This window comes from Saccharopolyspora sp. NPDC000359 (assembly GCF_040300525.1).
Lineage (GTDB): Bacteria > Actinomycetota > Actinomycetes > Mycobacteriales > Pseudonocardiaceae > Saccharopolyspora.
The window spans coordinates 1-25,484 of the sequence record NZ_JBEPDU010000075.1 but is presented as its reverse complement, the minus strand read 5'-3'; the positions used below and the strand labels follow the sequence as shown (position 1 = coordinate 25,484).

Below are 25,484 nucleotides of genomic sequence, written 5' to 3'. Positions count from 1 at the left end.
GGTCCCATTCCGAACCCGGTAGCTAAGCTCCCCAGCGCTGATGGTACTGCACTCGACAGGGTGTGGGAGAGTAAGACACCGCCGACACACTACATTGAAAAAGGGGTAGCCCCTCTTTCCCGGAATCCGTTCCGGGAAAGAGGGGCTACTTCTGTTTCCAGCCTGCCTGGCGCGGGCTGCGGATCGACGAGCGTCCTGGGCGTGATCGCGCCTACAGTCCTGGTGTGGATGCTTCGAAGCTCACCGAAGGTCAGCGCGCTCTGAAGCCCCGGAGCAGCGAGGTCACCGAGGGGATGGAGCGGGCCGCGGCGCGCGGGATGCTGCGGGCCGTCGGGATGCAGGACGAGGACTTCGGCAAGCCGCAGATCGGCGTCGCCTCCTCCTGGAACGAGATCACCCCGTGCAACCTGTCCCTGCAGCGGCTCGGGCGGGCCGCCAAGGACGGCGTGCACGCGGCGGGCGGCTTCCCGATGGAGTTCGGCACCATCTCGGTGTCCGACGGCATCTCGATGGGGCACGTCGGCATGCACTACTCCCTGGTGTCCCGGGAGATCATCGCCGACTCGGTGGAAGCGGTGGTGGAGGCCGAGCGGTTGGACGGCACCGTCCTGCTGGCGGGCTGCGACAAGAGCCTGCCGGGGATGCTGATGGCGGCGGCCCGGCTCGACCTGGCATCGGTGTTCGTCTACGCCGGGTCGATCCTGCCGGGACGGGTGGACGACCGCGAAGTGACGATCATCGACGCTTTCGAAGCGGTCGGGGCCTGCGCGCGCGGGCTGATCTCCCGCGACGAGGTGGACCGCATCGAGCGCGCCATCTGCCCAGGCGAGGGTGCCTGCGGCGGGATGTACACGGCGAACACCATGGCTTGCGCGGCGGAAGCGCTGGGCATGTCGATGCCCGGTTCGGCGAGCCCGCCTTCGGTCGACCGGCGTCGCGACGCGAGCGCTCGGGCCGCGGGGCGCGCGGTGGTCGGCATGCTGGAGAGCGGGCTGACGGCCCGGCGGATCCTGACCCGGCAGGCGTTCGAGAACGCGATCGCGGTGGTGATGGCCTTCGGCGGCTCCACCAACGCCGTCCTGCACCTGCTGGCCATCGCGCGCGAGGCCGAGGTCGACCTGGCCCTGGACGACTTCAACCGGATCGGGGACCGGGTGCCGCACCTCGCCGACGTCAAGCCGTTCGGCCGGTACGTGATGTCCGCGGTGGACCGCATCGGCGGTGTCCCGGTGGTGATGAAGGCCCTGCTGGACGCGGGGCTGCTGCACGGCGACTGCCTGACCGTGACGGGCCGGACGGTGGCGGACAACCTGGCCGAGCTCCAGCCCCCGGACCTGGATGGCGAGGTGCTGCACCAGCTGTCGAACCCGATCCACCCGACCGGCGGGCTGACCATCCTCCGCGGCTCGCTGGCTCCGGACGGTGCCGTGGTGAAGAGCGCCGGGTTCGACTCCGCGCGGTTCGACGGCACGGCGAGGGTTTTCGACGGCGAGCAGGGGGCCATGGACGCGGTCGAGGACGGTTCGCTCAAGCCTGGCGACGTGGTCGTCATCCGCTACGAGGGGCCGCGCGGCGGTCCAGGCATGCGCGAGATGCTCGCGGTGACCGGTGCGATCAAGGGCGCGGGCCTGGGCAAGGACGTCCTGCTGGTCACCGATGGCCGGTTCTCCGGCGGGACGACGGGGTTGTGCATCGGGCACGTGGCACCGGAAGCCCCCGACGGCGGCCCGATCGCGCTGGTGCGGGACGGCGACCCGATCCGGTTGGACCTCGCCGCCCGCACCCTCGACCTGCTCGTGGACGAGGCGGAACTCCAGCGCCGACGTGCGAGCTGGGCACCGCCGGAACCCCGCTTCCGCCACGGGGTCCTCGGCAAGTACGCCAAGCTCGTCGGCTCCGCCGCGGAGGGCGCGGTCTGCGGCTGATCAGACCTGAGCGGGCCGCCCACCGCGGCTCGGCATCAGTCCCAGGACAGGGAGGCGCCGGACTGGTACTCGATGACCCGGGTCTCGAAGAAGTTCTTCTCCTTCTTCAGGTCCATCGCCTCGGACATCCACGGGAACGGGTTCTCCGTCTCCGGGAAGACCGGTTCGAGGCCGAGCTGGTCGCAGCGCCGGTTGGTGATGAAGTGCATGTACTCGGCGCAGAGCTCGGCGTTGATGCCGAGGATGCCGCGGGGCATGGTGTCGCGGCCGTAGGCGATCTCCAGCTCGCAGGCCTCGGCGAGCATCTGCCGGACCTCGGCCTGGAACTCCGCGGTCCACAGGTGCGGGTTCTCCAGCTTGATCTGGTTGATGCAGTCGATGCCGAAGTTCAGGTGGATGGACTCGTCGCGCAGGATGTACTGGTACTGCTCGGCGATGCCGACCATCTTGTTGCGGCGGCCCAGCGCCAGGACCTGCGCGAAACCGGTGTAGAACCACATGCCCTCGAAGATCACGTAGAAGGCGACCAGGTCGCGCAGGAAGGCCTGGTCGGCCTCGGTGGTGCCGGTGGCGAAGTCCGGGTCCTCCAGGCTCTGGGTGTACTGCAGGGCCCACGCGTCCTTGTCGGAGATCGACGGGATCTCCCGGTACATGTTGAACAGCTCGCCCTCGTCCAGGCCGAGGCTCTCGCAGATGTACTGGAAGGTGTGGGTGTGCACGGCCTCCTCGAACGCCTGCCGCAGCAGGTACTGGCGGCACTCGGGGTTGGTGATGTGCCGGTAGACCGCGAGCACGATGTTGTTGGCGACCAGGGATTCGGCGGTGGCGAAGAACCCGAGGTTGCGCTTGAGCAGCAGGCGCTCGTCCTCGGTGAGCCCGTCGCTGGACTTCCACAGCGCGATGTCGGCCTGCATGGAGATCTCGGTGGGCATCCAGTGGTTGTTGCACCCGGCGAGGTACTTGTCCCAGGCCCAGCCGTACTTGAGCGGCAGCAGCTGGTTGACGTCGGCGCGGGCGTTGATCATCGCCTTCTCGCTGACGTCGACGCGCCCGCCGGAGCGGTCGATCTCGCCGAGACCTGCGGAGGAGGGGGACTGCAGGGAGGTCATGCTCGTCATGCTCCAAGGGAGGGTTCGTCCGGCCCGGGGCGAACGGGCGGTGGTGGAGGGGTTCTTGGTGCGCGAGTTCAATGGGGACCAGGTGTCTGATCTCCATTGAGATCGCGGGGATGCGTCACTGGCAGGCTTCGCAGTCGGGGTCCTCGACGGAGCAGACTGTCGCCGCGGGGACCGCGGTGGGCACGGCGTTGAGCTTGCCGTCGGTTCCACGCAGGGTGCTCTTCTCCACGTGGGTGGCGCTGGTGGAGCGCAGGTAGTACGTGGTCTTCAAGCCCTTGCGCCAGGCCAGCCGGTAGAGCTCGTCGAGCTTGCGGCCGCTGGGGGCGGCGACGTAGAGGTTCAGCGACTGCGCCTGGTCGATCCACTTCTGCCGCCGCGCCGCGGCCTCCACCAGCCAGTGCGGTTCGATCTCGAACGCGGTGGCGTAGAGCTCCTTGAGCTCCTGCGGGATCCGCTCGATCGGCAGCAGGCTGCCGTCGTGCAGCTTGAGGTCGGCGACCATCGCCTCGTCCCACAACCCGGCGAGCTTGAGGTCGGCTACCAGGTGCGGGTTGACCACGGTGAAGTCGCCGGACATGTTCGCCTTGACGTACAGGTTCCGGTAGACGGGCTCGATGGACTGGTTGACCCCGCAGATGTTGGCGATCGTCGCAGTCGGCGCGATGGCCATCACGTTGGAGTTGCGCATCCCGTCGCGGACCACGCGCTCGCGCAGCGCCGCCCAGTCCAAGGTGGACGACCGGTCCAGGTCGACGTCGCCGCCGCGGGCTTCGGCGAGCAGCTCCAGCGAGTCGATCGGCAGCACGCCGCGGCTCCACAGCGAGCCGTCGAAGGTCTCGTAGCGACCGCGCTCGGCCGCCAGCGCGCTGGACGCGCTGATCGCGTGGTAGCTGATCAACTCCATGCTGCGGTCGGCGAACTCCACCGCGGCGGGCGTCGACGGCGCGATGCGCTGCGCGAACAGCGCGTCGGCGAAGCCCATCAGCCCCAGGCCGACCGGCCGGTGTCGCAGGTTGGACCGGCGGGCCTCGGGGATCGTGTAGAAGTTGATGTCGATGACGTTGTCCAGCATCCGCACCGCGGTGTGGGTGGTGCGCTCCAGGCGCTCGGCGTCGATGCCGTCGGCCGTGACGTGCCGGGCCAGGTTGATCGAGCCGAGGTTGCACACCGCGACCTCGTCGGCGCTGGTGTTCAGGGTGATCTCGGTGCACAGGTTCGAGGAGTGCACCACCCCGGTGTGCTGCTGCGGGGAACGCAGGTTGCACGGGTCCTTGAAGGTGATCCACGGGTGGCCGGTCTCGAACAGCATGGTCAGCATCCGCCGCCACAGGTCGACCGCGCGGACCCGCTTGAACACCGCGATCTCGCCGCGGTCGGCGGCCTGCTCGTAGGCGCGGTAGCGCTCGGCGAACGCCGCGCCGTAGCGGTCGTGCAGGTCGGGGGTCTCGTCGGGGGAGAACAGCGTCCACTGCTCGTCGGCCTCGACCCGGCGCAGGAACTCGTCGGGCACCCAGTTCGCGGTGTTCATGTCGTGGGTGCGGCGCCGGTCGTCGCCGGTGTTCTTGCGCAGGTCGAGGAACTCCTCGACGTCGATGTGCCAGGTCTCCAGGTAGGCGCAGACCGCGCCCTTGCGCTTGCCGCCCTGGTTGACCGCCACCGCGGTGTCGTTGGCGATCTTCAGGAACGGCACGACGCCCTGCGACTTGCCGTTGGTGCCCCTGATGTGCGCGCCGATGCCGCGCACCGGCGTCCAGTCGTTGCCGAGCCCGCCGGCGTACTTCGACAGCAGGGCGTTGTTGCTGATCGAGTGGAAGATGCCGGACAGGTCGTCGTCCACTGTGGTCAGGAAGCAGGAGGACAGCTGCGGCCGGGTGGTCCCGGCGTTGAACAGCGTCGGCGTCGAGCACATGAAGTCGAACGACGACAGCAGCTGGTAGAACTCGATGGCGCGGGCCTCGCGGTCGTCCTCGCGCAGCGCCAAGCCCATCGCGACCCGCATGAAGAAGGCCTGCGGCAGCTCGAAGCGCACTCCGCCCTCGTGCAGGAAGTACCGGTCGTAGAGGGTCTGCAGCCCCAGGAAGCCGAACTCCAGGTCGCGCTCGGGCGCCAGCGCGCGGCCCAACCGGTCGAGGTCGAAGGTGGCCAGTTCGGGGGCCAACTGCTCGAGCGCCACGCCACGGCGCACGTACTCGGCGAAGTGCGCGGCGTAGTCGGCGTCCTGGTCGACACCGAGGAACTCCAGCGCTTCGCGGCGCATCCGGTTCAGCAGCAGGCGGGCGGTGACCTGCGAGTAGTTCGGTTCGGTCTCGATCAGGGTGCGGGCCGCCATGACCTGGGCCAGCGAGAGCTCGTCGTCGCTGATCCCCGCGTAGCCGGTGCGCCGCACCTCGTCGAGCACGGCTTCGGCGGACACGCCGGGCAATCCGGCGCAGGCCTGGTGGACCGCGGTGGACACCTCGGTCCAGTTGTCGAGTGTCGCCGTCACTGGCTCTCTCCCCTCGCGAGCTCGGTGGACCTTCGAGCGCGCGCAGGGAGACCTCGGCGAGACGGGTCGCCGGTCGTCCGCGCGGACCCGCCCTCGAGGCCCCGGACAGCACGCCTTGCGCGTGCGCCGGTGGCAGGTCTTCGGACTCACGGGCGGCCTACTGGTCGTGGCTTCCCAGGCGTTGGCCCAGTGCTCTTACCCGCTGCCCGGGATGGGGCAGGCGGGTCACGACGGTCGTTCCCGTTCACCGCTGCGGGGCAGTCCCGGATTCGCACCGGGTTCCCTCTTGCCTCACCGGAATTGCTCCGGTGAACCACCAGCGAGCGACACACTACATCTTGGGTTCGGGGTCGTTGCGGACGGGCAGATATCGACGTGTCGCGCTCCCCGGTCGATGGTGACCGCAGGTCGAGGCCGTCGGCCGCAGCGCAGCGGACTCGCGGCTGCTCACGTCGCGTTGGCGCGGCCCCGGCGCGCGGGGGTGGGCGCGCCGGGGCCGGGGATCAGCGCTGGCTGAGGTACTTCTGGAGGTCGTCGAGGACGAGGTTGGCGGCTAGGGGGCCGAGCCCGAGGAACCAGGTGTCGTCGTTGACCTCGATGGCCCTGCCGCTGCGGACCGCTTCGAGGGTGCTCCACTGCACCGAGCCGACCACGTCGTTCATCTGCTCGCGGGTCCTGTCGCCGTAGGCGGAGTAGAACAGCAGGTCGCCGTCGGCCTGGGAGAGCTGCTCGCGGCTGATCTTGGTGTGGGTCCCGTCGAACCGCTGGTTGCCTGGCCGCCCGAGCCCGACGTCGGCCAGGATCGTGCCGAGGTAGGAGCCGGTGCCGTAGAGCCGGTACTCGCCGGACAGGAACCGCAGCGCGCTGACCTCGGTGGCCGCCGGGTCGCCGAGCTGCCTGCCGATCTCGGCGGCCCGCTGCTGGTAGTCGGCCAGGATCCGCTGGGCCTCGGCCTCCTTGCCCAGCGCCTTGGCGTCGAGCAGGAAGTTCTCCTTCCACGGCTTGCCGACGGTCTCGGCGAACACCGTCGGCGCGATCTTGCTCAACGCCTCGTAGTTCGCGTCGTCGCGGACCTTGCTGGACAGGATCAGGTCGGGTTTGAGCGCGGCGATCTTCTCCAGGTTCGGCGAACCGATCGTGCCGACGACCTCGATGTCCCCGGCCTTCTCGGCCAGGTAGGGCTGCAGGTCCTGGTTGGCGTCCGGCAGCACCGTGCCCACCGGCTTGACGCCCAGCGCCAACGCCGCGTCCAACTCGCCGGTGTCGAGTACGACCACCCGCTGCGGGGTGCCCACGACCGTGGTCTGCCCCTTCGCGTGGTTGACGACGCGTCCGCCAGCGTCGGGTGCGGCGGGCTGCTCGGCTGCCGTGCCGCACGCGGCGGCACTGCCCAGGGCGAGCGCTGCGGTGATCACCGCGAGCAGTCGGCGGGGACGGAACATGTGCTTCCTACCTGTTCACTCGGTTCTGGAGTTTGGTGAGCCTAACCTGAGGGGAGTGGGGCGATCCAGCTCTGAGACGGTGCTCACGGCACCGGACCTGCGAAGATGATCAGCGGAGAGGAGTGCGGATGAATGCGCTGATCCCGCGCGAGCGGGCGGAGGTCGCCCCGGGTGCGGTGCACGTCCCGGACTGGCTGGGCCTGCCGGAGCAGCGCGACCTGGTGCGCGCCTGCCGGGAGTGGGCGAGGGCGGGGATGCGCTCGCCGACGTTGCCGAGCGGTGGCGTGATGTCGGTCCAGACGGTCTGCCTGGGCTGGCACTGGGCGCCGTACCGCTACTCGAGGACCAGGGACGACGGCTCCCCGGTGGTGCCCTTCCCGGACTGGTTGGCGGACCTGGGCCGCAGGGCGGTGGCGGCGGCCTACCAGCGCCCGGCTGACGACTACGCCCCGGACATCGCCCTGGTCAACTTCTACGACGACGCCGCAAAGATGGGCATGCACCAGGACAAGGACGAGTTGAGCAGGGCGCCGGTGGTGTCCCTGAGCCTGGGCAACGACTGCACCTTCCGCTTCGGCAACACGGAGTCGAGGGGCCGTCCCCACCAGGACATCACGCTCTGCTCGGGCGACCTCTTCGTCTTCGGCGGCCCAACCCGCCTCGCCTACCACGGAGTCCTGAGAACAACCCCGAGCACAACCCCACCCATAGGCCTCAAAGCAGGCCGCCTCAACATCACCCTGAGAACCTCAGGCCTGACCTAACCCAAAAGCAACGACACCCACAAGAAACGGAAAAAAGCCAAAGCCCAGCCAACCCGAACCACGGGCCAACCCGAACCACGGGCAACCCATCCGAAGGTCGCAACCCAGGCCGGGAACCCTGCCCATCGCAAGGGCAAGTCGAAAGGGCAACCCCCGCACCGTGGGGGGTGTGGGGGTTCGACCCCCCACTGCGATGACGAAGATCCGAAAAAGCGAAACGCCCTGCGTGAGCAGGGCGTTCCACGGTATCGAGTGCGCCAACAGGGACTCGAACCCCGAACCCGCTGATTAAGAGTCAGCTGCTCTGCCAGTTGAGCTATTGGCGCTGGCACGTCGTCCCGGGGTTTCCGTCCGGTCTCCCCAACGACGAAGGAAGACTAACACGCCGACATGCACCCAGTAATGCGGGGTATCCGAAGGTCGCAACCCAGGCCGGGAACCCTGCCCATCGCAAGGGCAAGTCGAAAGGGCAACCCCCGCACCGTGGGGGGTGTGGGGGTTCGACCCCCCACTGCGATGACGAAGATCCGAAAAAGCGAAACGCCCTGCGTGAGCAGGGCGTTCCACGGTATCGAGTGCGCCAACAGGGACTCGAACCCCGAACCCGCTGATTAAGAGTCAGCTGCTCTGCCAGTTGAGCTATTGGCGCTGGCACGTCGTCCCGGGGTTTCCGTCCGGTCTCCCTGGCGACACGGAAAACATTAGCACGGGAGTGGAGGGCTCCGAACCGGGGGGTGGGGTCGGTGGGGCGGCTGGGTTGGTCGGGTGGGCGGGGCAACCTCCGGCCGGGGTGGCGCGTCTGGCGGTCGGGTGCGTGATCAGCCCAGCTGATCACACTGTGTGCACGCCTGGTCTCTTCTTCCCCTGACGGGGCTTTGCGGCACACTGTTCACAGGGGTTAGTGATGCTTCTAAGCGGACGGACTGTTGCTCATGAGGGAGTGGCGTAATCCGGTCGGGGGTCCCGTGCGGGTTTCACGACTGTTGACGATGTTGATCTTCGGCGTGGTCGCGCTGTTGGTCGCGGGGTGCAGTGGATCGGGTTCGGAGAGCGGCGCGGCGGCCAACGAGGTCGCACCGGCGCCGACGTTGGAGCTGGCACCGCAGAACGGGGCGCAGGACGTGGCCCCGGCCGGGCCGGTCACCGCGAAGGTGACCAACGGCCGGATCGTGCGCGCGGTGCTGACCAACACCGAGGGCAAGGAGGTGCCGGGCACCGCCTCGCCGGACGGTGCGACCTGGACGGCCGGGGAGAAGCTCGGCTACGGCAAGACCTACACGCTGGAGGTGACCGCGCAGGGTGCCAGCGGGCCGGCGATCACCCAGCAGGCCACCTTCAGCACGGTCGCGCCGGGCGAGCAGAGCTACGTCTCGATGAACCCGCTTGACGGTCAGACGGTCGGGGTCGGGCAGCCGCTGGCGTTCTACTTCAGCAAGAACGCCCCGGCACCGGACAAGGCGAAGGCCGAGGAGGCCATCAAGATCCAGACCGAACCCGCCGTGGAGGGCGCGTTCTACTGGTTCAACAACCGCGAGGTGCACTGGCGGCCGAAGGAGTACTGGAAGCCGGGCACCAAGGTGACCGTCGACGTCGACGTCTTCGGGCGCGACCTCGGCAACGGCGTCTGGGGCGAGGAGGACCGCAAGGCGACCATCACCATCGGCGACGCGGTGGTCCTGAAGGCCGACGGCGCCTCGCACCAGATGTCGATCGAGCGGAACGGCGAGGTTATCCGGACCATGCCGGTGTCGCTGGGCAAGCCGTCGTTCCCGTCCAACAACGGCGTGCACGTGGTCACCGAGCACCACGCCACGAAGGTGATGGACTCCTCGACCTACGGGCTGCCGATCGAGGCGGGCGGCTACCGCACCGAGGTCAAGTGGGCGGTGCGGATCTCCAACGGCGGCGAGTTCCTGCACGCCGCGCCGTGGTCGGTGGGCCAGCAGGGCCACAGCAACGTCAGCCACGGCTGCATCAACATGAGCATGGACAACGCCAAGTGGGTCTACGACCTGCTGAAGAAGGGCGACATCGTGCAGATCACCAACTCCGGCGGGCCGGACCTCAGGCCGTGGGACGGCTTCGGGGACTGGCAGATCCCGTGGGAGGAGTGGGTCAAGGGCAACAAGTGACCCGCAGCTGACGCCGAGGGCCCCGTTCCGCTGGAGCGGGGCCCTCGCCCATCTCCCGAGGCGAATCGACCCGGGAACGAGAACGAGGCCTGGTTCCCGCAGGAACCAGGCCTCGTTCGGCTTTGGGGTGAGTGACGGGAATCGAACCCGCGACACCTGGGACCACAACCCAGTGCTCTACCGACTGAGCTACACCCACCTCGGCCGCTCGGACCGGTCTCGGAAGGACCGCCGTCCGGAGCAACGCTCATATACTAGCGTGCGCTGTCACGCCGTTTTCCGCGGGCTCCGGTTATCGGCGACGCAGCTGGTCAGCGGCCATTTTCCGACTGCTGCTCGGCTGCTTTCCGGGTGCCCCCGACGCCGTCGTCGGAGAGCAGCTCGGCCGCCACCGCCTGGGCCTGCTCGCTGGACGGGCCGGGCTGCGGGACGAACGCGGTGCGCCGGTAGTAGGCGAGTTCGCGAATCGACTCCCGGATGTCGGCCAGCGCGCGGTGCGCCAGGCCCTTCTCCGGCTGCGCGTAGTAGATCCGCGGGTACCAGCGCCGGCACAGCTCCTTGATGGACGACACGTCGACCATCCGGTAGTGCAGGTGGGCGTCCAGCCGCGGCATGTCGCGGGCGATGAACCCGCGGTCGGTGGCGATGGAGTTGCCCGCCAGCGGGGCCGACCGCCCGTCCGGGACGTACTGGCGGATGTAGTCCAGCACCTGCTGTTCGGCTTCGGCCAGGGTCACCGCGGAGCGGCGCACCTCCTCGGTGAGCCCGGACCGGTCGTGCATGTCGCGCACCACCTCGGGCATCCCGGCCAGGGCCTCGTCGTCGGCGTGGATGACGATGTCCACGCCTTCGCCGAGGATGTTCAGGTCGGCATCGGTGACCAGGGCGGCGATCTCGATCAGGGCGTCCTTGCCGAGGTCGAGACCGGTCATTTCGCAGTCGATCCACACTAGACGGTCATTCACCCGAGGCAGCCTAACTCGCCACGAGGCGTGATCGTGCATCCGTCCGGGTCATGCGTCCAACCGGCCGAGCAGCTCGCGGGGGACGACCTTGCCGGTGGCGTTGCGCGGCAGCTCCGCCAGGAACACCACGTCGCGGGGCAGGGCGAACTTCGACAGCCGGTCGCGGAGGCGGTCCCGCAGCTGCTCGGCGTCGAGCTCGTGGCCCGGGCGCAGCACCACGAACGCGGCGAGCCGCTGGCCGAAGTCCGGGTCGTCGACGCCGATGACGGCGGTCTCGGCCACCTCCGGCAGGCGGGCGATGGCGTCCTCGGTCTCCTTGGGGTAGACGTTCTCGCCGCCGGAGATGATCATGTCGTCCTCGCGGCCGTCGACGAACAGCCGCCCGGACGCGTCGACGTGCCCGAGGTCGCCGGTGGACATCAGGCCGTCCTCGACGTCCCGCCCGCCGCCGTTGGTGTAGCCCTCGAAGAGCATGTCGTTGCCCGCGAAGATGCGCCCGGTCTCGCCGCGCGACACCTCGGTGCCGTCCGCGGCGAGGATGCGCACCGTCGTGCCCCGCGGCGGGCGGCCCGCCGAGGCCGGGGCCGCGCGCAGGTCCTGCGGGGTGGCGATGCTCACCCAGGACACCTCGGTCGAGCCGTAGAGGTTGTGCAGCACGTTGCCGAAGGCGTGCTGGAACCGGGTGGCCAGGTCCGCGGGCAGCGCCGAGCCGCTGCTGGCCACGATCCGCAGCGTGCTGTGGTCGTAGCGGTCGCGGACCTGCTCGGGCAGGTCCAGGAGGCGCTGGAGCATCACCGGGACGGCGAACAGCGCGGTGCACCTGTTGCGCTGCACGGAGGCCAGCGCCTGCTCGGGGTCGAACTTGCGGCGCAGCACCAGCGTCGCGCCGAGCACTGCACCGAGCTGGAACGCGGCCAGCCCCCAGGTGTGGAACAGCGGTGCGCTGACCAGCATCCGCTCGCCGCTGCGCAGCGGGAGGCGGGACAGGACGGCGGCGGCCGGGGCCAGGCTCGGCGGGTCCGGGCGGCGCGCGCCCTTGGGCGTGCCGGTGGTGCCGGAGGTCAGCACGATCATTCGGGCGTGCCGACGTGGCCTGGCCGGGCGCCGCGGCGAGGACGTGGCGATCAGGTGCTCCAGCGTGTCGCGCCGGGTGGTGCCGTCGGTCCAGGCCAGCACCTGGTCCACCCCGGCGGGCAGCTCGGGCAGCTGGCGGCGGAACTCGGCGTCCAGGACCAGCACACCGACCTGCTGCTCGGCGATCACGTCGGCGAGCTGCTGGCCGCTCATCCCGGTGTTGAGCAGCACCACGTCCACGCCCAGCTTGCCCGCGGCGACGATCGTCTCGACCGGTCCGTGGTGGTTGCGGCACAGCACCCCGATGCGGGTGCCGCGCTTGACGCGCTTGCGCAGGCCGTTGGCCAGCCGGGAGGTGCGCTGCTCCACCTCGAGGTAGCTGAGCGCGCCCCGCTCGTCGATCAGCGCCGGGCGGTCCGGGTGGCGCACGGCGCCGACCGCGTAGCCCAGCGGCGGGGTGGTGCCCCAGTGGCGCCAGGCGCGCAGGATCCGCAGCACCTTGTCCGGGCGCAAGGGGCGGAGTACACCCTGCTTGGCCAGCACGAACGCCGTGTGCGCGCCAGAACCCGCGCGATTGAGCACGGCCGCGCCCCGCTGCCTCAACACGCTCACGCATCCACCTCTCGGTCGGCGAGCTACTCGAGAGTAGATACTGACCCATCCAGCTCGTAACTGGGAAGGCCCGAACTGGTCAGGCCTGATCTGCCGCCGACACCACCGCATCGCGCAGCACGGCCCGCAGGCGCCCCACCTCCAGCGGTGAGAGCACCGCCGTCTCGCCGGGCGGCGCCACCACGACCACGTCGCCCTGGTTGATGAACACCGACAAGTCGCGTCGCCTCCCGGCGACATCGCGGCAGCTCACGTGCCACTCCTTGGTGGGCTCCACGATTCCCCAGCCTCCCTGTGCAGTGCGTGCGTCCCCGCGCGGTCCTTGGTCGAGGGACGCCGCGGCGCACCGGGTGTGACGGCGGTTGTGGCAAGTTTTTCGGAATATGGCGAAAACGCCTGGTTCAGGTGTGGCAAGGCGCCGGGCGGTCGCCCGCCGCCACGTGGTGGTCGGCAGCGATCAGACCGGCCGGACGACCAGGCCCTCGGGCTCGGCGGTGAAGGTGACCGCACCCTCGAAGTCGGCGATCGGGAGCTCGTCGCGCACCAGCCGGTGCGGCGCGTCGAAGGCCTCCACCCGGACCTCGCCGGTGGTGATCGTCTGCTCGGCGACGTCCGCGCCGCCGACCTGCACCTGCAGCTCGTGGCCTGCCACCGCCACGGTCAGCCAGCCACCGGCTACGGTCAGCTGCTCGCCGCCGTGGGTGAGGGTCAACCGGCTGGCGGCCGGGTCCTCGGAGCGCACCGCGACGTGCGAGAGCGCCACGTCGCGCTTGCCCGAGTCGCCGACCAGCGCGATCACGTCGCGGGTGACCTGCTCACCGGCGTCGTCACCGGGCTTCGGGGTGAGCACCGGGGCGCGCAGCTGCGCGGCGACGCGGTAGGGCTGCCACGAGCCAGCGCCGATCAGGTTGACCACCGCGGTGACCTCGACGTCGGCCAGCAGCCGGTCGCTGCCGGGCGCTGGGGTCACCTCGATCGCGGGAACGTCCTGCTGGTCCAGCAGCTCGCGCAGGGCTTTGGCGCGTTGGCGGCTGTTGCGGTCGAAGCCGCGGGTGATCGCCACGGTCCCGGATCCGGCGGCCGCGACGGCGGCCTCGGTCAGGTCCGCCAGCGGAGCCCAGATCCGCGCGGGATCCTCCGGTCGGCGGGGCCGCCGGGAACGGGCGAAGCTCGGAGCATCGGTCGTGGTTTCCATCGTCGCCGAGTTTAATCCGCGAGGAAGGTTCACCTTGCCTGCCGGTGGGCCCCTTCACGCTGTGAAATCGATCGCTTTCGCACCGCGATGTTGATCGAGGAGTGGACGCGGACTCCGCCGGCCGCGAGAACCGGTTCCGGGAACAGTGCTGGCGGGAGGGCGCTGAGCTGCTGCCGGTCCCGCTCGCGGACGAGCCCGCGCCGCTGCGGCCCCTGGCTGGGGAGGTGGACGCGGGCCTGACCGCGTGGTCCCGGCGGTGCTGGGCGTGCCAGCCGCGGTCGGTGTTGCCTGGTTCGTCCCGGTTCGTGGTCGGCCATCGGGAGGGTGGCGCCGCGGCGGTCTTGTTGGTGCGGGCGGCCGGAGCGATGCTTGGGGCTTTCGCGGAGGGGGCGGGGATGACCGAGTTGGTGTTCCCCGCGCTGGGGCGCCGTCCGGCGGGGCGCGCTCCGATGCGCGGGGTGCTGGTGCGGTGGCTGGCCGCCGACGGGAGCGCGGTGCACGTCGGCGACCGGCTGGCCGAGGTCCGGGCGGCCGGTGGCGACGTCGGCTGGGTGCGCGCGTTGGCGACCGGGACGCTCTGGCACCAGGTGCGGGCCGGTGAGGTGCTCAGCGCGGGTGCGGTGGTGGGGCTCATCGACTGACCGGTGCGGTTCGGGTTAGGTTGGGGCGAGTGACGCGGGGTGCCCGGGGCGGCCGGGCTGAGAACAGACCCGTTGAACCTGACCTAGCTCGTACTAGCGGAGGGACGTCATGGTTCCGAACGTGCTGACCATCGCGGGCACCGATCCCAGCGGTGGCGCCGGTGTCCAGGCCGACCTGAAGACCTTCTCGGCGCACGGCGCCTACGGCATGTCCGTGATGACCGCGCTCGTCGCGCAGACCACCACCGGGGTGGCCGAGGTCCACGAGGTGCCGCCGGAGTTCATCACCGCGCAGCTGGTCACGTTGCTCGACGACGTGCGGGTGGACGCGGTCAAGATCGGCATGCTGGCCAACGCCGAGGTGATCCGCGCGGTGATCGGTGTGCTGGACCGCTACGCGCCACCGCACGTGGTGCTGGACCCGGTGATGGTCGCCAAGAGCGGGGACCGGCTGCTCGCTCCGGAGGCGGTCGGCGTGCTGCGCGACGAGCTGCTGCCGCGGGTCGACCTGATCACCCCGAACCTGCCGGAGGCGGCGGACCTGCTCGGCGAGCCGGAGCTCACCGACGTCGACGGCATGCCAGCCCAGGCCGAGCGGCTCGCCGGGCTCGGCGCCAAGCAGGTGCTGCTCAAGGGTGGTCACCTGGCCGGTGAGTCCAGTGTGGACCTGCTGCACGGCGACGGCGTCTCCGAGCTCCTGGCCAGCGAACGGGTCGTGACCAGCAACGACCACGGTACCGGCTGCACCCTCTCGGCGGCCATCGCGGCGCTGCGCCCGCAGCGCCCGGACTGGCTGACGGCGGTGCGCGAGAGCAAGGCCTACCTGACCGAGGCGCTGCGCGCCTCCGAGCGCCTGGACGTCGGCCACGGCCACGGCCCGGTGCACCACTTCCACCACTGGTGGTGACCAGACCCGGTGAACCCGGCGCGTCGACCTGACGACGCGCCGGTCGTCGTGCCCGAATCCACGCGAATCCGGTGGGGCTCAGACGCCTGAGCCCCACCGGGACCGCGCGACCCCGAGATGAGGACTCCGGATGAGCAAGCTGCCCGAACCGCCCGCCGACGGCTTCTGTGCGCAGGCCTGGGCGCACACCGCTGACCTGCAGCGCGCGATCGTCGAGCACCCGTTCAACGCCGCGCTGACCGACGGCACCCTGGACCGCGACGTGTTCGCCTTCTACATCGTGCAGGACGCCCGCTACCTGGTCGGCTTCGCGCAGGCCCTGGCGGCCGCGGCGTCCCGGGCCGACAACCCCGAGGACGCCGCGTTCCTGTCCGGCGCGGCCCAGGGTGCGCTGGTCGAGGAGCGCCGGTTGCACGCCGGGTACGTCGCCGAGTTCGGGCTGACCGACGAGGAGATCGCCGGGATCGGCACCTCCCCATCCTGCCTGGCCTACACCTCGTACCTGCGTGCGACCGCGCTGACCGAGCCTTACCCGGTGCTGCTGGCGGCGGTCCTGCCGTGCTTCTGGGTGTACCAGCACGTGGGCACCACGATCCTGGAGGCCACCGGTGGTGCCGACGAGCACCCGTACCGGGCCTGGATCCAGACCTACGCCGACGACGAGTTCGCCGCCGCGGTGCTGACCGCCCGCGAGCTCGTCGACCGGGTCGCGGCGAGCGCCGACGAGCAGACCCGGCAGAAGATGCTGGCGGCGTTCACCCGGGCCACCGAGTACGAGTGGCTGTTCTGGAACAGCGCCTGGACCAAGGAGGCGTGGCCGACCGCGCGGTACCTTCGGTAGACCGCGCCGAAACCCGTTGCGGGACAAGGGAAGTCGCTGGGCGCAAATGTGACCCGGGGCACATGATCGGCGGCGTAACGAATGCCGAGAGCCCGAACGATGTGCCCAGCGACATGCCTGTTCGCGGCATGGATTCTTCCCATCGCAATCGGGGTTTCAGGCGCCGTGGGCTCTTCACTTCTGATCGTTCTGCTGGGCATGCTGGTGCCCGTGCTCGCTGCTGCGCCGTTCTACTGGGCCGAACGCCGAACCGACCAGCAGGTCCCGGAGTCCCAGGAAGCCGAGCCCGACCAGCTCGCAGCTCCCGAGGACTGACTAATAACACCCACTGGAACCGGCGCCTAGCACCAGGTCGTGCGAACAGCATTGGTGTGTGTCTCGCACTCGCAGCTCGCACCGCCGCTGAGGTTCCGCTACCCGCACCGCCACGCGAGGTGCCCGGGAAGAACTCCCTGTCATTCCTTGCTGATCTCGGTGCGGAGGCGGGCCAGGCGCTGGCGGGATCGGTTGAACTTGGCCTCGAAGTGCTTCTCGTAGAGGTCGGTCGGCAGTTCGGGGAGGTCCACGGGTTCCGCCGTGCGCTGGGTCGGGGCGACTTCAGCGACTTCCGGGGCTCCGGTGGGCCCGGCCTCGGCGGCGGGCTGCTCGGGGTCGGTGGGCTCCGGGGCGGGCTGCGGCGGGGTGGTCGTCCGGCGGGTGACCGTCGGGGGCACCGGGACCGGGGTGCGCAGTGCGTGCTTGCCGCGCGGGGCGGCTTCCTGCTCGCCGAGTTGGCGGTTCGCGCGGTGCAGCAGCGGCCAGAAGATCAGCGTGGCCAGTGCGAATCCGGTGACGAACATCAGCACGAGCAGTTCCACGAGATGCTCCGATCAGTTCTGTCTGGCAGGTCCGGGCTTCGGGGTCGCACCGTTAGTGCTGGGGTGCTGACCGTCGAGTGGGATGAGGAACGTCTGCACGTCCTCGCGCTGCGTGGGCAGCTGGAGCGGTAGCTGGGCCTCTGGCTCGGGCTCCGGTTCCACGGCCGGGGGGGGAGTGCGGAGCTCGTCGACGGAGGCGTCGACCATGCGCTGCGCCTGCTCCATCGAGGCCAGCGCGGCGGCGCGCAGTTCTTCCAGGCGGGTCTGCTGGGCCTGGATCTCCTCCAGCGCTTGCAGGCGCCTCTGCTCGGTCTCGGCGTCCCACTGCCCGCACTGCCGCCGGGTCTGGGCGATGAGCTCGTCGGCTTCCTCCTGCGCGGCGTCGATGACCCGCTTGTACTCCGCGCGGATGTTCTGCCGCATCCGGTGCTCCCGGGAGCGCAGTTCGCTGACCTTCTGGTCGTGCTCGCGGTGCAGGCGGGCTCGCCGCTCCTCGACGTCGGAGATCAGCCTGCTGCACTCCTCGCGCAGCTCGCTCGCGTTGCGCTCGGCCTCGCTGATCAGCTCGCGCGCCTCGGTCTCGGCGGTGCCGCGGATGATCTCGGCCTGCCGCTGGGCCTGGTCGCGGAGGGTCTGCACCTCTTCCTCGGCGATGGAGAGCATGTTCTGCACCCGCTGGGACGCGGCGGGCAGCCCGGTGTCGGAGGACTCGATGCGCCGGAGGCGCTGCTCGGCCGCGTCCAGGCTGCGGCGGGTGTCGTCGCAGAGCTTGCGCAGGTCGGTGTTGAGCTGGGCGGCCTCGTTGCGGTCGATGGTGAGCAGCCGCAGCTGGTCCTCCAGCAGCTCGATGTGGTCGATGACCTGGCTGCGGTTGAAGCCGCGGACCTGGATGTCGAATCCCGGCCGGAGCGGAACGACGGAGTCGGTGTCATCCATGGGTGAACTCCTCTCCGGGCGGTGGGCCGATTCGGTAGGTCGGAGAGTAGGGGCGATGCTCCGCGTTCGCCCAGCGAAACACAACGATCATCACCGGATCAGGTAGTGGTGGTCGAGTTTCGCGCGTCCAGCTTGCGCTGCGTGACGAAGGGCTCGGACAGTCCACAGTGCACGGCGCTGCACCAGGGGTTTCACCGACCCTGTCGCCGAGCCGCGCGGTTAGGTTAGGCTCCGCTCACATACCCGCGGTTCGAGGAGCATTGCGTGACGAGTGGAGTGGACCTTGCCGGGCAGGCGCACCAGCGAGCCTCGGTGCTGCTGCGGCGCTGGTTGGCCGAGACGCACACGCCGGTCGCCGAGGGGCAGTTGCGGCTGACCGTCGGAGGGCTGCGGCTGGGCACCGACGTCGTCTACAGCTCGCCGACCGGTGCGCACGGGTTCGGGCCGATCCACGTGCTCGACGACTCCGGCGAGCCGGTCGCGGTCGCCGACCCCGGTCTGCTCGCCGCAGCCTGCTCAGCCGATGCGCGCGCCCGCGCCCTGCCCGGGGCGCCGATCAACGCCGCGGACGCCGGGACGCTGGTGGACTGGTTGCGGCACGCGCTGCCGCGGCGCGAGTTCGACCCGCTCCCGCTGTCGGACGACCTTCTCGCCGTGGCCCGCTCGGTGTCCGACGCCGAGGAAGCCCGGCGTTGGCTGGCCGCGCACGTCGAGGGGCGGTTGCTGCCCGCCGTGCTGGGGTGGGAGGGCGACGTCTCCGCCGCGACCGTCAAGCTGCTGACCCGCGGGCCGTTGGCGGTCATCGGGTTGCTGGGGCGGCGCGGGGTCGTGCACGAGGAGGACCTGCTCGGTGAGCTGCGGAAGTGGCTGGGCGGGCTCGCCGAGGCGCACCCGACGTCGGCTTGGTTGGTCGAGCACTGGTTGAGCAGCCCGACGCTGACCGACCTCGCCGCGCTCAACGGCTCCGACCTGCACTACCAGGCGGACTCGGGGCAGGTGCGGCCGGTGCCGTTCGAGGTGCCGAACCCGCTGTGGTCCGGGGCGGTGGAAGCGCCCGGCGTGCCGATCCCGGAGCTGGGGGAGGGCTGGTCGCTGCGGCCGGTGCGGGTCGTCGGCGACGACGGCGGGCCGGACGTCGCGCTGGTGCACCGCTGGATGAACGCCGAGCACGTCGCGGTGAACTGGGACCAGGCGTGGCCGGTGGCGCAGTGGCGCGCGGAGCTGGCTGGTCAGCTCGGCGGGCAGCACTCGCTGCCGTGCATCGTGGCGCGCGACGGGCGCGACGTCGGCTACCTGGAGCTGTACCGGGTGCAGCGGGACAAGCTGGCGCGCTGCTACTCGCACGACCCGCACGACCTCGGGGTGCACATCGCCATCGGGGAGCCGGACGTGATCGGGGGCGGGGTCGGCTCGGCGCTGCTGCGGGCGGTGGCCGGTGGTCTGCTGGCGGCCGACCGCGAGTGCCGTCGGGTGGTGGCCGAGCCCAACGTCCACAACGGAGCGTCGGTGGGCGCGTTCGGCAAGGCCGGGTTCGACCGCTCCGGCGAGGTCGGATTACCGGGCAAGAACTCGGCGCTCATGATCTTCGAGCGCGGGTGAGCAGACCCACTCCACCACCACCGCTGGCCGTCTGTACTCCCGATCGACGGCGCACTAAGGTAAGCCTTACTTATCTTGTTGATCGTGGGGAGAGCGATGCCGGGCCGAGCTGACCAGCTGATGCCACTGTCGGCCGCGCAGGCGGGGATCTGGTTCGCCCAACAGCTTGACCAGGCGAACCCGATCTTCAACACCGCCGAACGCGTGGTGATCGACGGACCCGTGGACCCGGAGCGGTTCGCCGTCGCGCTGCGGCGGGCGGTCGCCGAGGTCGAGGCGCTGCGCATCCGGGTCCGCGACGACACCGGCGAGCTGGGGCAGGTCGTCGAGGAGCCCGCCGAGTTCGACCTGCCGGTCGTCGACTGCACCACCGCCGCCGACCCGGAGGCGCGGGCGCTCGCCTGGATGCGTGCCGACCTGCGCGAACCGGTGGACCTGCGGCGCGGCCAGGCCGGGCGGCTCTGGAGCGCCGCGCTGTTCCAGCTCGGCGAGCGGCGCTGGTGCTGGTACCAGCGGATCCACCACGTGGCCATCGACGGCTACGGCTTCTCGATCCTCATCCGCCGCGTCGCCGAGCTCTACAGCGACCTCGACGCCGGCCCGTCGCCGTTCGAACCGCTGTCGGCGCTGCTTGCCGACGAGCAGGAGTACCGCAGGTCGGCCAAGTTCGAGCGCGATGCCCAGCACTGGCACGAGCTGTTCGCCGACCGGCCGGACGTGGTGTCGCTGAGCGGGAGCTCGCGCCCCACCGCGCACGACTTCCGCAGGCAGACCGCCGAGTCGGCAGCCGGGAACGCGCTGGCCACGGCGGCCGAGGAGAGCCGCACGATCTGGTCCGACGCGCTCATCGCCGCCTTCGGCGCCTACCTGCACCGGATGACCGGGGCCACCGACGTGGTGCTGGGCCTGCCGGTGATGGGGCGGCTGGGCTCGGTCGCGCTGCGGGTGCCGAGCATGGTCGTCAACGTGCTGCCGCTGCGGTTGCGGATCACCGCCACGACCACCCGCGCGGAGCTGATCGCGCAGGTCACCAAGGCCGTGCGGGAGCTGCGCAAGCACCAGCGCACGCGCAGCGAGGACCTGCGCCGCGACCTCGGGCTGCTGGGGTCGGACCGGCCGCTGTTCGGGCCGATGCTCAACATCAAGGCCTTCGACTACGACCTGCGGTTCGGCGACAGCCCGGCCACCGTGCACAACCTCGCCGCCGGACCGGTCGAGGACCTGACCGTCGGGGTCTACCACCAGGACGGGCAGCTGCGGTTCGAGTTCGACGCCAACCCCGACCGCTACGGCGAGGACGAGCTCACCGCGCACCGCGAGCGGTTCCTGCGCTTCCTCGGCAACTTCGCGGAGTGCGCCGGGGACACCCCGGTGGGGCGGGTCGAGCTGCTGGCGGCGCAGGAGCGCACCCGCATCCTCGAGGAGTGGAACGCGCCGATCGCCGACGTCCCCGAGCTGCCCGCCGCGACGCTGCCGCAGCTGTTCGAGGAGCAGGCGCAGCGCACGCCGGACTCGGTCGCCGTCACCTTCGGCGCGCTGCAGCTGACCTACGAGGAGCTCAACTCGCGGGCCAACCAGCTCGCGCACCACCTGATCGACCACGGCGTGGGCCCCGAGCAGCTGGTGGCGCTGGCGCTGCCGCGCTCGGCGGAGCTGGTGGTGGCGCTGCTCGCGGTGCTCAAGTCCGGTGCGGCGTACCTGCCGCTGGACCCCGAGCACCCGGCCGAGCGGATCGCCCACATCGTCGGCGACGCCCAGCCGAGCGTGCTGATCAGCAACTCCGAGCACGCGGCCAACCTGCCCGCCGGGCTCACCCGGGTGCTGCTGGACGACCCGAGCGCCCAAGCGGAGGTCGCCCGGCACTCGCAGCGCGACCCCAAGTCCGGCGAGCGCGGGCCGCTGACGCCCGAGCACGCCGCTTACGTCATCTACACCTCCGGTTCGACCGGACAGCCCAAGGGCGTGTCTATCCCGCACCACAACGTGGTCCGGCTGTTCCGGGCCACCGACCCGTGGTTCTCCTTCGACGGCGACGACGTGTGGACGCTGTTCCACTCCTACGCGTTCGACTTCTCGGTCTGGGAGCTGTGGGGCGCGCTGCTGCACGGCGGTCGGCTGGTCGTGGTCCCGCACGAGGTCACCCGTTCGCCGCGGGAGTTCCGGCGGTTGCTGGTGCGGGAGCGGGTGACCGTGCTCAACCAGACGCCGTCGGCGTTCTACCAGCTCAGCCAGGCCGACCGGGAGGACCCGGTGGGCGAGCTGACGCTGCGGGTGGTGGTCTTCGGCGGTGAGGCGCTGGAACTGTCCAGGTTGGACGACTGGTACCAGCGGCACCCCGAGTCGCCGAAGCTGGTCAACATGTACGGGATCACCGAGACCACCGTGCACGTGTCCTACGTCGAGCTGGACCGCGAGCTGGTGGCCCGGCGCGACGGCAGCGTGATCGGCCGCGGTATCCCGGACCTGCGCGTCTACCTGCTGGACGCGCAGCTGCAGCCGGTGCCGCCCGGCGTGGTCGGCGAGCTGTACGTGGCCGGGGAGGGCTTGGCGCGCGGGTACCTCGGGCAGCGCGGGCTGACCGCGCAGCGCTTCGTCGCCGACCCGCACGGCGCGCCCGGGACCCGCATGTACCGCTCCGGCGACCTGGGGCGGTGGCGGCCGGACGGCAGCATCGAGTTCATCGGACGCGCCGACCACCAGGTCAAGGTGCGCGGGTTCCGCATCGAGCTGGGCGAGGTCGAGGCGCACCTGGCCGCGCACCCGCAGGTCCGGCAGGCCGCGGTGGTGGTGCGCGAGGACCAGCCCGGTGACCAGCGCCTGGTCGGCTACACCGTGGGAGCGGCTGGGGCGGCGGAGCTGCGGTCGCACCTGGCCGCGCGGCTGCCCAGCTACATGGTGCCCGCCGCGTTCGTGCCCGTGGACGAGATCCCGTTGACCGCCAACGGGAAGCTGGACGTGCGCGCGCTGCCCGCGCCCGAGTTCGGTGGTGACGCCGCGGGTCGCGAGCCGCGCAACGCCGTGGAGGCCGAGCTGTGCCGGTTGTTCGCCGAAGTGCTCGGGGTGCGCGAGGTCGGCATCGACGACGGGTTCTTCGAGCTCGGCGGGCATTCGCTGCTGGCGGCGCGGTTGCTGGCGCGGGTGCGCGCCGAACTCGGTGCCGAGCTGACCATCCGTGCCCTCTTCGACCACCCGACCGCCGCCGGTCTCGCCGAGCAGCTCGGGGCGGTCGACCGGCGGCCGGAGCTGCGGCGCGTCGCGCGGCCGGAGCGGATCCCGCTCTCCTTCGCCCAGCAACGGCTTTGGTTCCTCAACCGGTTGGAGGGTCCCAGCGCCACCTACAACATGCCGCTGGTGCTGCGGATGTCCGGTGAGCTGGACGTCGCGGCGCTGCGGGCGGCGATCGGCGACGTCGTGCGGCGCCACGAGAGCCTGCGCACGATCTTCCCGGACGAGCTCGGCGAACCCCGCCAGGAGGTGCTCGACGAGGTCCCGGAGCTCACCGTGGTGCGGGTCCCCGGAAATCCCCGATCCCCATCGGAATCGGACGACTCCCTGGAGGTGTCCGATGTGGAGGCCGCGCTGGGGGAGGCCGTGCGGCAGGGGTTCGACCTCTCCGCGGAGCTGCCGATCCGGACCACGCTCTTCGAGGCCGGTGACGAGCACGTGCTGCTGGTCCTGCTGCACCACGTGACCGGCGACGAGTGGTCCATCCGGCCGCTGGTGCGCGACTTGTCCACCGCCTACGCCGCGCGGCTGCGCGGTGCGGCGCCGGAGTGGGACGAGCTGCCGGTGCAGTACGTGGACTACACGCTGTGGCAACGGGAACTGCTCGGCGACGAGTCCGATCCGGCCGGGTTGGCCGGGCGGCAGCTCCAGTTCTGGCGCGAGGCGCTCGCCGGGCTGCCCGACCAGTTGGAACTGCCCACCGACTTCGCGCGCCCGGCCGTGGCCAGCCACCGCGGCGACTCGGTGCGCTTCGAGCTCGACGCCGAGCTGCACCAGCAGCTGCGCCAGCTCGCCGGGCAGCACCAGGCCAGCGTGTTCATGGTGCTGCAGGCCGGTCTCGCGGCGCTGCTGACCCGGCTGGGCGCGGGCACCGACATCCCGATCGGCTCCCCGGTGGCCGGTCGCGCCGACGACGCGCTCAACGACCTCGTCGGGTTCTTCGTCAACAGCCTGGTGCTGCGCACCGACACCTCGGGCGAGCCCAGCTTCGCGGAGCTCCTCGACCGGGTGCGGCAGACCGACCTGGCCGCCTTCGACAACGCCGAGCTGCCCTTCGAGCGGCTCGCGGAGGTCCTCAACCCGGCGCGGTCGCTGTCCCGGCACCCGCTGTTCCAGGTGGTGCTGGCCCACTGGGGCGCCACCGGCACCACCACCGCGGACCTGCCGGGCCTGGAGACCACTGTGGACACCGCGGCGGCCGGGGCGGCGAAGTTCGACCTGGCGTTCAGCCTCGGCGAGCGCGCCGACGGCGGGGTCGACGGGCTGGTGCAGTACAGCACCGACCTGTTCACCCGGCAGACCGTCGAGGACCTGGCCGCGCGGTTCGTGCAGCTGCTCACCGCCGCGGCGGCCGACCCGGCGACCCCCACCAGCCGCCTGGACGTGCTCGGCGAGGAAGCCCGGCAGCGGGTGCTGAGCTGGGGTGACGCCGTCGGGTCGGTGGAACCCGCCGGGACCTTCCCCGAACTGTTCGCGCGCAGCGCCGAACGCGACCCGGACAAGCCCGCGCTGGTCTTCGAGGACGTCGAGCTCAGCTACCGCGAGCTCGACCGGCGGATCACCGAGCAGGCGCAGCTGCTGGTCGAGCACGGCGTCGGGCCCGGTGACATCGTCGGCGTCCTGCTGCCGCGCTCGCCGGAGCTGATCATCGGGCTGCTGGCCGCGATGCGCGCCGGGGCCGCCTACCTGGCGCTGGACCCGGAGTACCCGGTGGAGCGGCTGCGGCACATGGTCGACGACGCCAAGCCGCGCCTCGTGCTCACCGACGACCTGGCCGCCGAGCTCCCGACAACCCTGCTGAGCTGCCGCGACCGGCCTGCGGGCAGCTGGCAGCTGCCGACCCCGCGGCTGGACGACGCCGCGTACGTCATCTACACCTCGGGCTCCACCGGCACCCCGAAGGGCGTGGTCGTGCCGCACCGGGGAATCGGCAAGCTGCTGGCCACCCAGACCGAGCGGGTCGGCATCACCGCCGGGAGCCGGGTGCTGCAGTTCGCCTCGCCCAGCTTCGACGTGGCGTTCTGGGAGATGTGCATGGGCCTGCTCAGCGGCGGCACGCTGGTCGTGGTGCCCGCCGACCGGCGCGTGCCCGGCGAACCGCTGGCCGAGTACGCCCGCCGCCACCGCGTCACGCACCTGGCCATCGGGCCGTCGGTGATGGGCATGTTCCCCGCCGACACCGAGCTCCCGCCGGACGCGACGCTGCTGTGCGGGGCCGAGAAGGTGCCCTCCGACCTGGTGCTGCGCTGGGCGCGCGGGCGGCGGATGCTCAACTGCTACGGCCCCACCGAGGCCACCGTCAACACCACGCTGTGGGACTGCGATCCCGACGCCGTGGGCAGCTCGGTGCCGATCGGCGTGCCGGACCCCGGCGCTCGCATCCACGTGCTCGACGCGCAGCTCCAGCCGACTCCGCCCGGGGTGGTCGGCGAGCTCTACGTCTCCGGGCTCGGGCTGGCCCACGGCTACCTCAACCGGCCGGGGCTGACCGCCGAGCGGTTCGTCGCCGACCCGTTCGGGCCACCCGGCTCCCGCATGTACCGCACCGGTGACCTGGTGCGCTGGCGCTCCGACGGGACGCTGGACTTCGCCGGTCGGGCCGACGACCAGGTCAAGGTCCGCGGGTTCCGCATCGAGCTCGGCGAGGTCGAGGCGGTGCTGGCCCGGCACCCGGACGTCGCGCAGGTCGCGGCCGTGGTCCGCGAGGACACCCCCGGCGACAAGCGGCTGGTGGCCTACGTGGTGGGCGGCGGGGACGCCGCCGAG

The 25,484-nt window shown here is 70.9% G+C and carries 18 protein-coding genes, 3 tRNA genes, 1 rRNA gene and 2 riboswitches; of the genes, 10 read left to right on the top strand and 12 right to left on the bottom strand.

Annotated elements, in window-relative coordinates:
- Both rrf and ilvD read left to right on the top strand, forming a co-directional pair.
- Positions 1–87 (top strand): 5S ribosomal RNA (gene rrf / locus ABT324_RS31405); the annotation flags it as partial.
- A 137-nt stretch (positions 88–224) separates the two neighbouring features.
- Positions 225–1,925, top strand: a complete 1,701-nt coding sequence (ilvD, locus tag ABT324_RS31400; protein ID WP_351184834.1) for a dihydroxy-acid dehydratase — start codon at positions 225–227, stop codon at positions 1,923–1,925.
- A 35-nt stretch (positions 1,926–1,960) separates the two neighbouring features.
- Here the strand turns inward: ilvD and ABT324_RS31395 are convergent, their stop codons facing one another.
- The 3 genes from ABT324_RS31395 to ABT324_RS31385 form a co-directional block, all read right to left on the bottom strand.
- The gene (locus tag ABT324_RS31395; protein ID WP_351184832.1) at positions 1,961–3,034 is read right to left on the bottom strand and encodes a ribonucleotide-diphosphate reductase subunit beta; all 1,074 of its coding nucleotides are present in this window, start codon (positions 3,032–3,034) and stop codon (positions 1,961–1,963) included.
- Positions 3,035–3,158: 124 nt separating this feature from the next.
- Positions 3,159–5,528: a ribonucleoside-diphosphate reductase subunit alpha gene (locus ABT324_RS31390; protein ID WP_351184831.1), complete on the bottom strand. Its 2,370-nt coding sequence runs from the start codon at positions 5,526–5,528 to the stop codon at positions 3,159–3,161.
- Between the two features lie 114 nt (positions 5,529–5,642).
- Positions 5,643–5,861: riboswitch (cobalamin riboswitch) on the bottom strand.
- A 170-nt stretch (positions 5,862–6,031) separates the two neighbouring features.
- Positions 6,032–6,970 carry an ABC transporter substrate-binding protein gene (locus ABT324_RS31385; RefSeq protein ID WP_351184830.1) on the bottom strand — a complete coding sequence of 313 codons (939 nt, stop codon included), beginning with the start codon at positions 6,968–6,970 and terminating at the stop codon, positions 6,032–6,034.
- A gap of 128 nt (positions 6,971–7,098) precedes the next feature.
- On the opposite strand from ABT324_RS31385, the gene ABT324_RS31380 reads away from it, so the two are divergent.
- Positions 7,099–7,734, top strand: coding sequence for an alpha-ketoglutarate-dependent dioxygenase AlkB family protein (locus ABT324_RS31380; protein ID WP_351184829.1), 636 nt, complete (start codon positions 7,099–7,101; stop codon positions 7,732–7,734).
- A gap of 253 nt (positions 7,735–7,987) precedes the next feature.
- Here the strand turns inward: ABT324_RS31380 and ABT324_RS31375 are convergent.
- A tRNA-Lys gene (locus ABT324_RS31375) sits at positions 7,988–8,060 on the bottom strand.
- 250 nt (positions 8,061–8,310) lie between these two features.
- Positions 8,311–8,383 (bottom strand) — tRNA-Lys (locus tag ABT324_RS31370).
- A gap of 340 nt (positions 8,384–8,723) precedes the next feature.
- Between ABT324_RS31370 and ABT324_RS31365 the strand changes: the two genes are divergently transcribed.
- Complete coding sequence (locus tag ABT324_RS31365) at positions 8,724–9,866, top strand: L,D-transpeptidase (RefSeq protein ID WP_351184836.1); 1,143 nt, start codon at positions 8,724–8,726, stop codon at positions 9,864–9,866.
- 123 nt (positions 9,867–9,989) lie between these two features.
- On the opposite strand, the gene ABT324_RS31360 is transcribed toward ABT324_RS31365, so the two are convergent.
- The 5 genes from ABT324_RS31360 to ABT324_RS31340 form a co-directional block, all read right to left on the bottom strand.
- A tRNA-His gene (locus ABT324_RS31360) sits at positions 9,990–10,065 on the bottom strand.
- Between the two features lie 112 nt (positions 10,066–10,177).
- Positions 10,178–10,831 carry an oligoribonuclease gene (gene orn / locus ABT324_RS31355; RefSeq protein WP_351184827.1) on the bottom strand — a complete coding sequence of 218 codons (654 nt, stop codon included), beginning with the start codon at positions 10,829–10,831 and terminating at the stop codon, positions 10,178–10,180.
- A 48-nt stretch (positions 10,832–10,879) separates the two neighbouring features.
- Positions 10,880–12,517, bottom strand: coding sequence for an AMP-binding protein (locus tag ABT324_RS31350; RefSeq protein WP_351184825.1), 1,638 nt, complete (start codon positions 12,515–12,517; stop codon positions 10,880–10,882).
- A 79-nt stretch (positions 12,518–12,596) separates the two neighbouring features.
- Entirely contained in the window at positions 12,597–12,794 is a 198-nt protein-coding gene (locus ABT324_RS31345) for a hypothetical protein (RefSeq protein WP_351184823.1), read from the bottom strand.
- A 180-nt stretch (positions 12,795–12,974) separates the two neighbouring features.
- Entirely contained in the window at positions 12,975–13,712 is a 738-nt protein-coding gene (locus ABT324_RS31340; RefSeq protein ID WP_351184821.1) for a hypothetical protein, read from the bottom strand.
- Positions 13,713–14,107: 395 nt separating this feature from the next.
- Between ABT324_RS31340 and ABT324_RS31335 the strand changes: the two genes are divergently transcribed.
- The 4 genes from ABT324_RS31335 to ABT324_RS31320 all read left to right on the top strand — a co-directional run bounded on the left by ABT324_RS31335 (position 14,108) and on the right by ABT324_RS31320 (position 16,416).
- Positions 14,108–14,353 carry a biotin attachment protein gene (locus ABT324_RS31335; protein ID WP_351184819.1) on the top strand — a complete coding sequence of 82 codons (246 nt, stop codon included), beginning with the start codon at positions 14,108–14,110 and terminating at the stop codon, positions 14,351–14,353.
- A 25-nt stretch (positions 14,354–14,378) separates the two neighbouring features.
- Positions 14,379–14,475: riboswitch (TPP riboswitch) on the top strand.
- A complete protein-coding gene (gene thiD / locus ABT324_RS31330; protein WP_351184817.1) occupies positions 14,463–15,260 on the top strand; it encodes a bifunctional hydroxymethylpyrimidine kinase/phosphomethylpyrimidine kinase in 798 nt (265 codons plus the stop codon). It overlaps the preceding riboswitch by 13 nt.
- A 130-nt stretch (positions 15,261–15,390) precedes the next feature.
- Positions 15,391–16,101 (top strand): thiaminase II, encoded by a 711-nt coding sequence (gene tenA / locus ABT324_RS31325; protein ID WP_351184815.1) that lies wholly within the window; start codon positions 15,391–15,393, stop codon positions 16,099–16,101.
- 165 nt (positions 16,102–16,266) lie between these two features.
- Positions 16,267–16,416, top strand: a complete 150-nt coding sequence (locus ABT324_RS31320; RefSeq protein ID WP_351184813.1) for a hypothetical protein — start codon at positions 16,267–16,269, stop codon at positions 16,414–16,416.
- A 140-nt stretch (positions 16,417–16,556) separates the two neighbouring features.
- Here the strand turns inward: ABT324_RS31320 and ABT324_RS31315 are convergent, their stop codons facing one another.
- Together ABT324_RS31315 and ABT324_RS31310 are read right to left on the bottom strand one after the other, a co-directional pair.
- On the bottom strand, positions 16,557–16,958 hold the full coding sequence (locus ABT324_RS31315) for a hypothetical protein (RefSeq protein WP_351184811.1): 402 nt from the start codon (positions 16,956–16,958) through the stop codon (positions 16,557–16,559).
- 12 nt (positions 16,959–16,970) lie between these two features.
- Positions 16,971–17,894: a hypothetical protein gene (locus tag ABT324_RS31310; RefSeq protein WP_351184809.1), complete on the bottom strand. Its 924-nt coding sequence runs from the start codon at positions 17,892–17,894 to the stop codon at positions 16,971–16,973.
- A gap of 264 nt (positions 17,895–18,158) precedes the next feature.
- Between ABT324_RS31310 and ABT324_RS31305 the strand changes: the two genes are divergently transcribed.
- Complete coding sequence (locus tag ABT324_RS31305; protein WP_351184807.1) at positions 18,159–19,493, top strand: GNAT family N-acetyltransferase; 1,335 nt, start codon at positions 18,159–18,161, stop codon at positions 19,491–19,493.
- A gap of 96 nt (positions 19,494–19,589) precedes the next feature.
- Positions 19,590–25,484, top strand: a 5,895-nt coding sequence (locus tag ABT324_RS31300; RefSeq protein WP_502949827.1) for an amino acid adenylation domain-containing protein, incomplete at its 3' end; no start/stop codon positions are given.

What these genes read in the sequence shown, in the direction of transcription:
- ABT324_RS31395 (WP_351184832.1), bottom strand. Translation starts at nt 3,034, where the DNA reads ATGACCTCCCTGCAGTCCCCCTCCTCCGCAGGTCTCGGCGAGATCGAC.
- ABT324_RS31385 (WP_351184830.1), bottom strand. Translation starts at nt 6,970, where the DNA reads ATGTTCCGTCCCCGCCGACTGCTCGCGGTGATCACCGCAGCGCTCGCC.
- ABT324_RS31380 (WP_351184829.1), top strand. Translation starts at nt 7,099, where the DNA reads ATGAATGCGCTGATCCCGCGCGAGCGGGCGGAGGTCGCCCCGGGTGCG.
- ABT324_RS31365 (WP_351184836.1), top strand. Translation starts at nt 8,724, where the DNA reads ATGTTGATCTTCGGCGTGGTCGCGCTGTTGGTCGCGGGGTGCAGTGGA.
- ABT324_RS31340 (WP_351184821.1), bottom strand. Translation starts at nt 13,712, where the DNA reads ATGGAAACCACGACCGATGCTCCGAGCTTCGCCCGTTCCCGGCGGCCC.
- ABT324_RS31335 (WP_351184819.1), top strand. Translation starts at nt 14,108, where the DNA reads ATGACCGAGTTGGTGTTCCCCGCGCTGGGGCGCCGTCCGGCGGGGCGC.
- thiD (WP_351184817.1), top strand. Translation starts at nt 14,463, where the DNA reads ATGGTTCCGAACGTGCTGACCATCGCGGGCACCGATCCCAGCGGTGGC.
- tenA (WP_351184815.1), top strand. Translation starts at nt 15,391, where the DNA reads ATGAGCAAGCTGCCCGAACCGCCCGCCGACGGCTTCTGTGCGCAGGCC.
- ABT324_RS31310 (WP_351184809.1), bottom strand. Translation starts at nt 17,894, where the DNA reads ATGGATGACACCGACTCCGTCGTTCCGCTCCGGCCGGGATTCGACATC.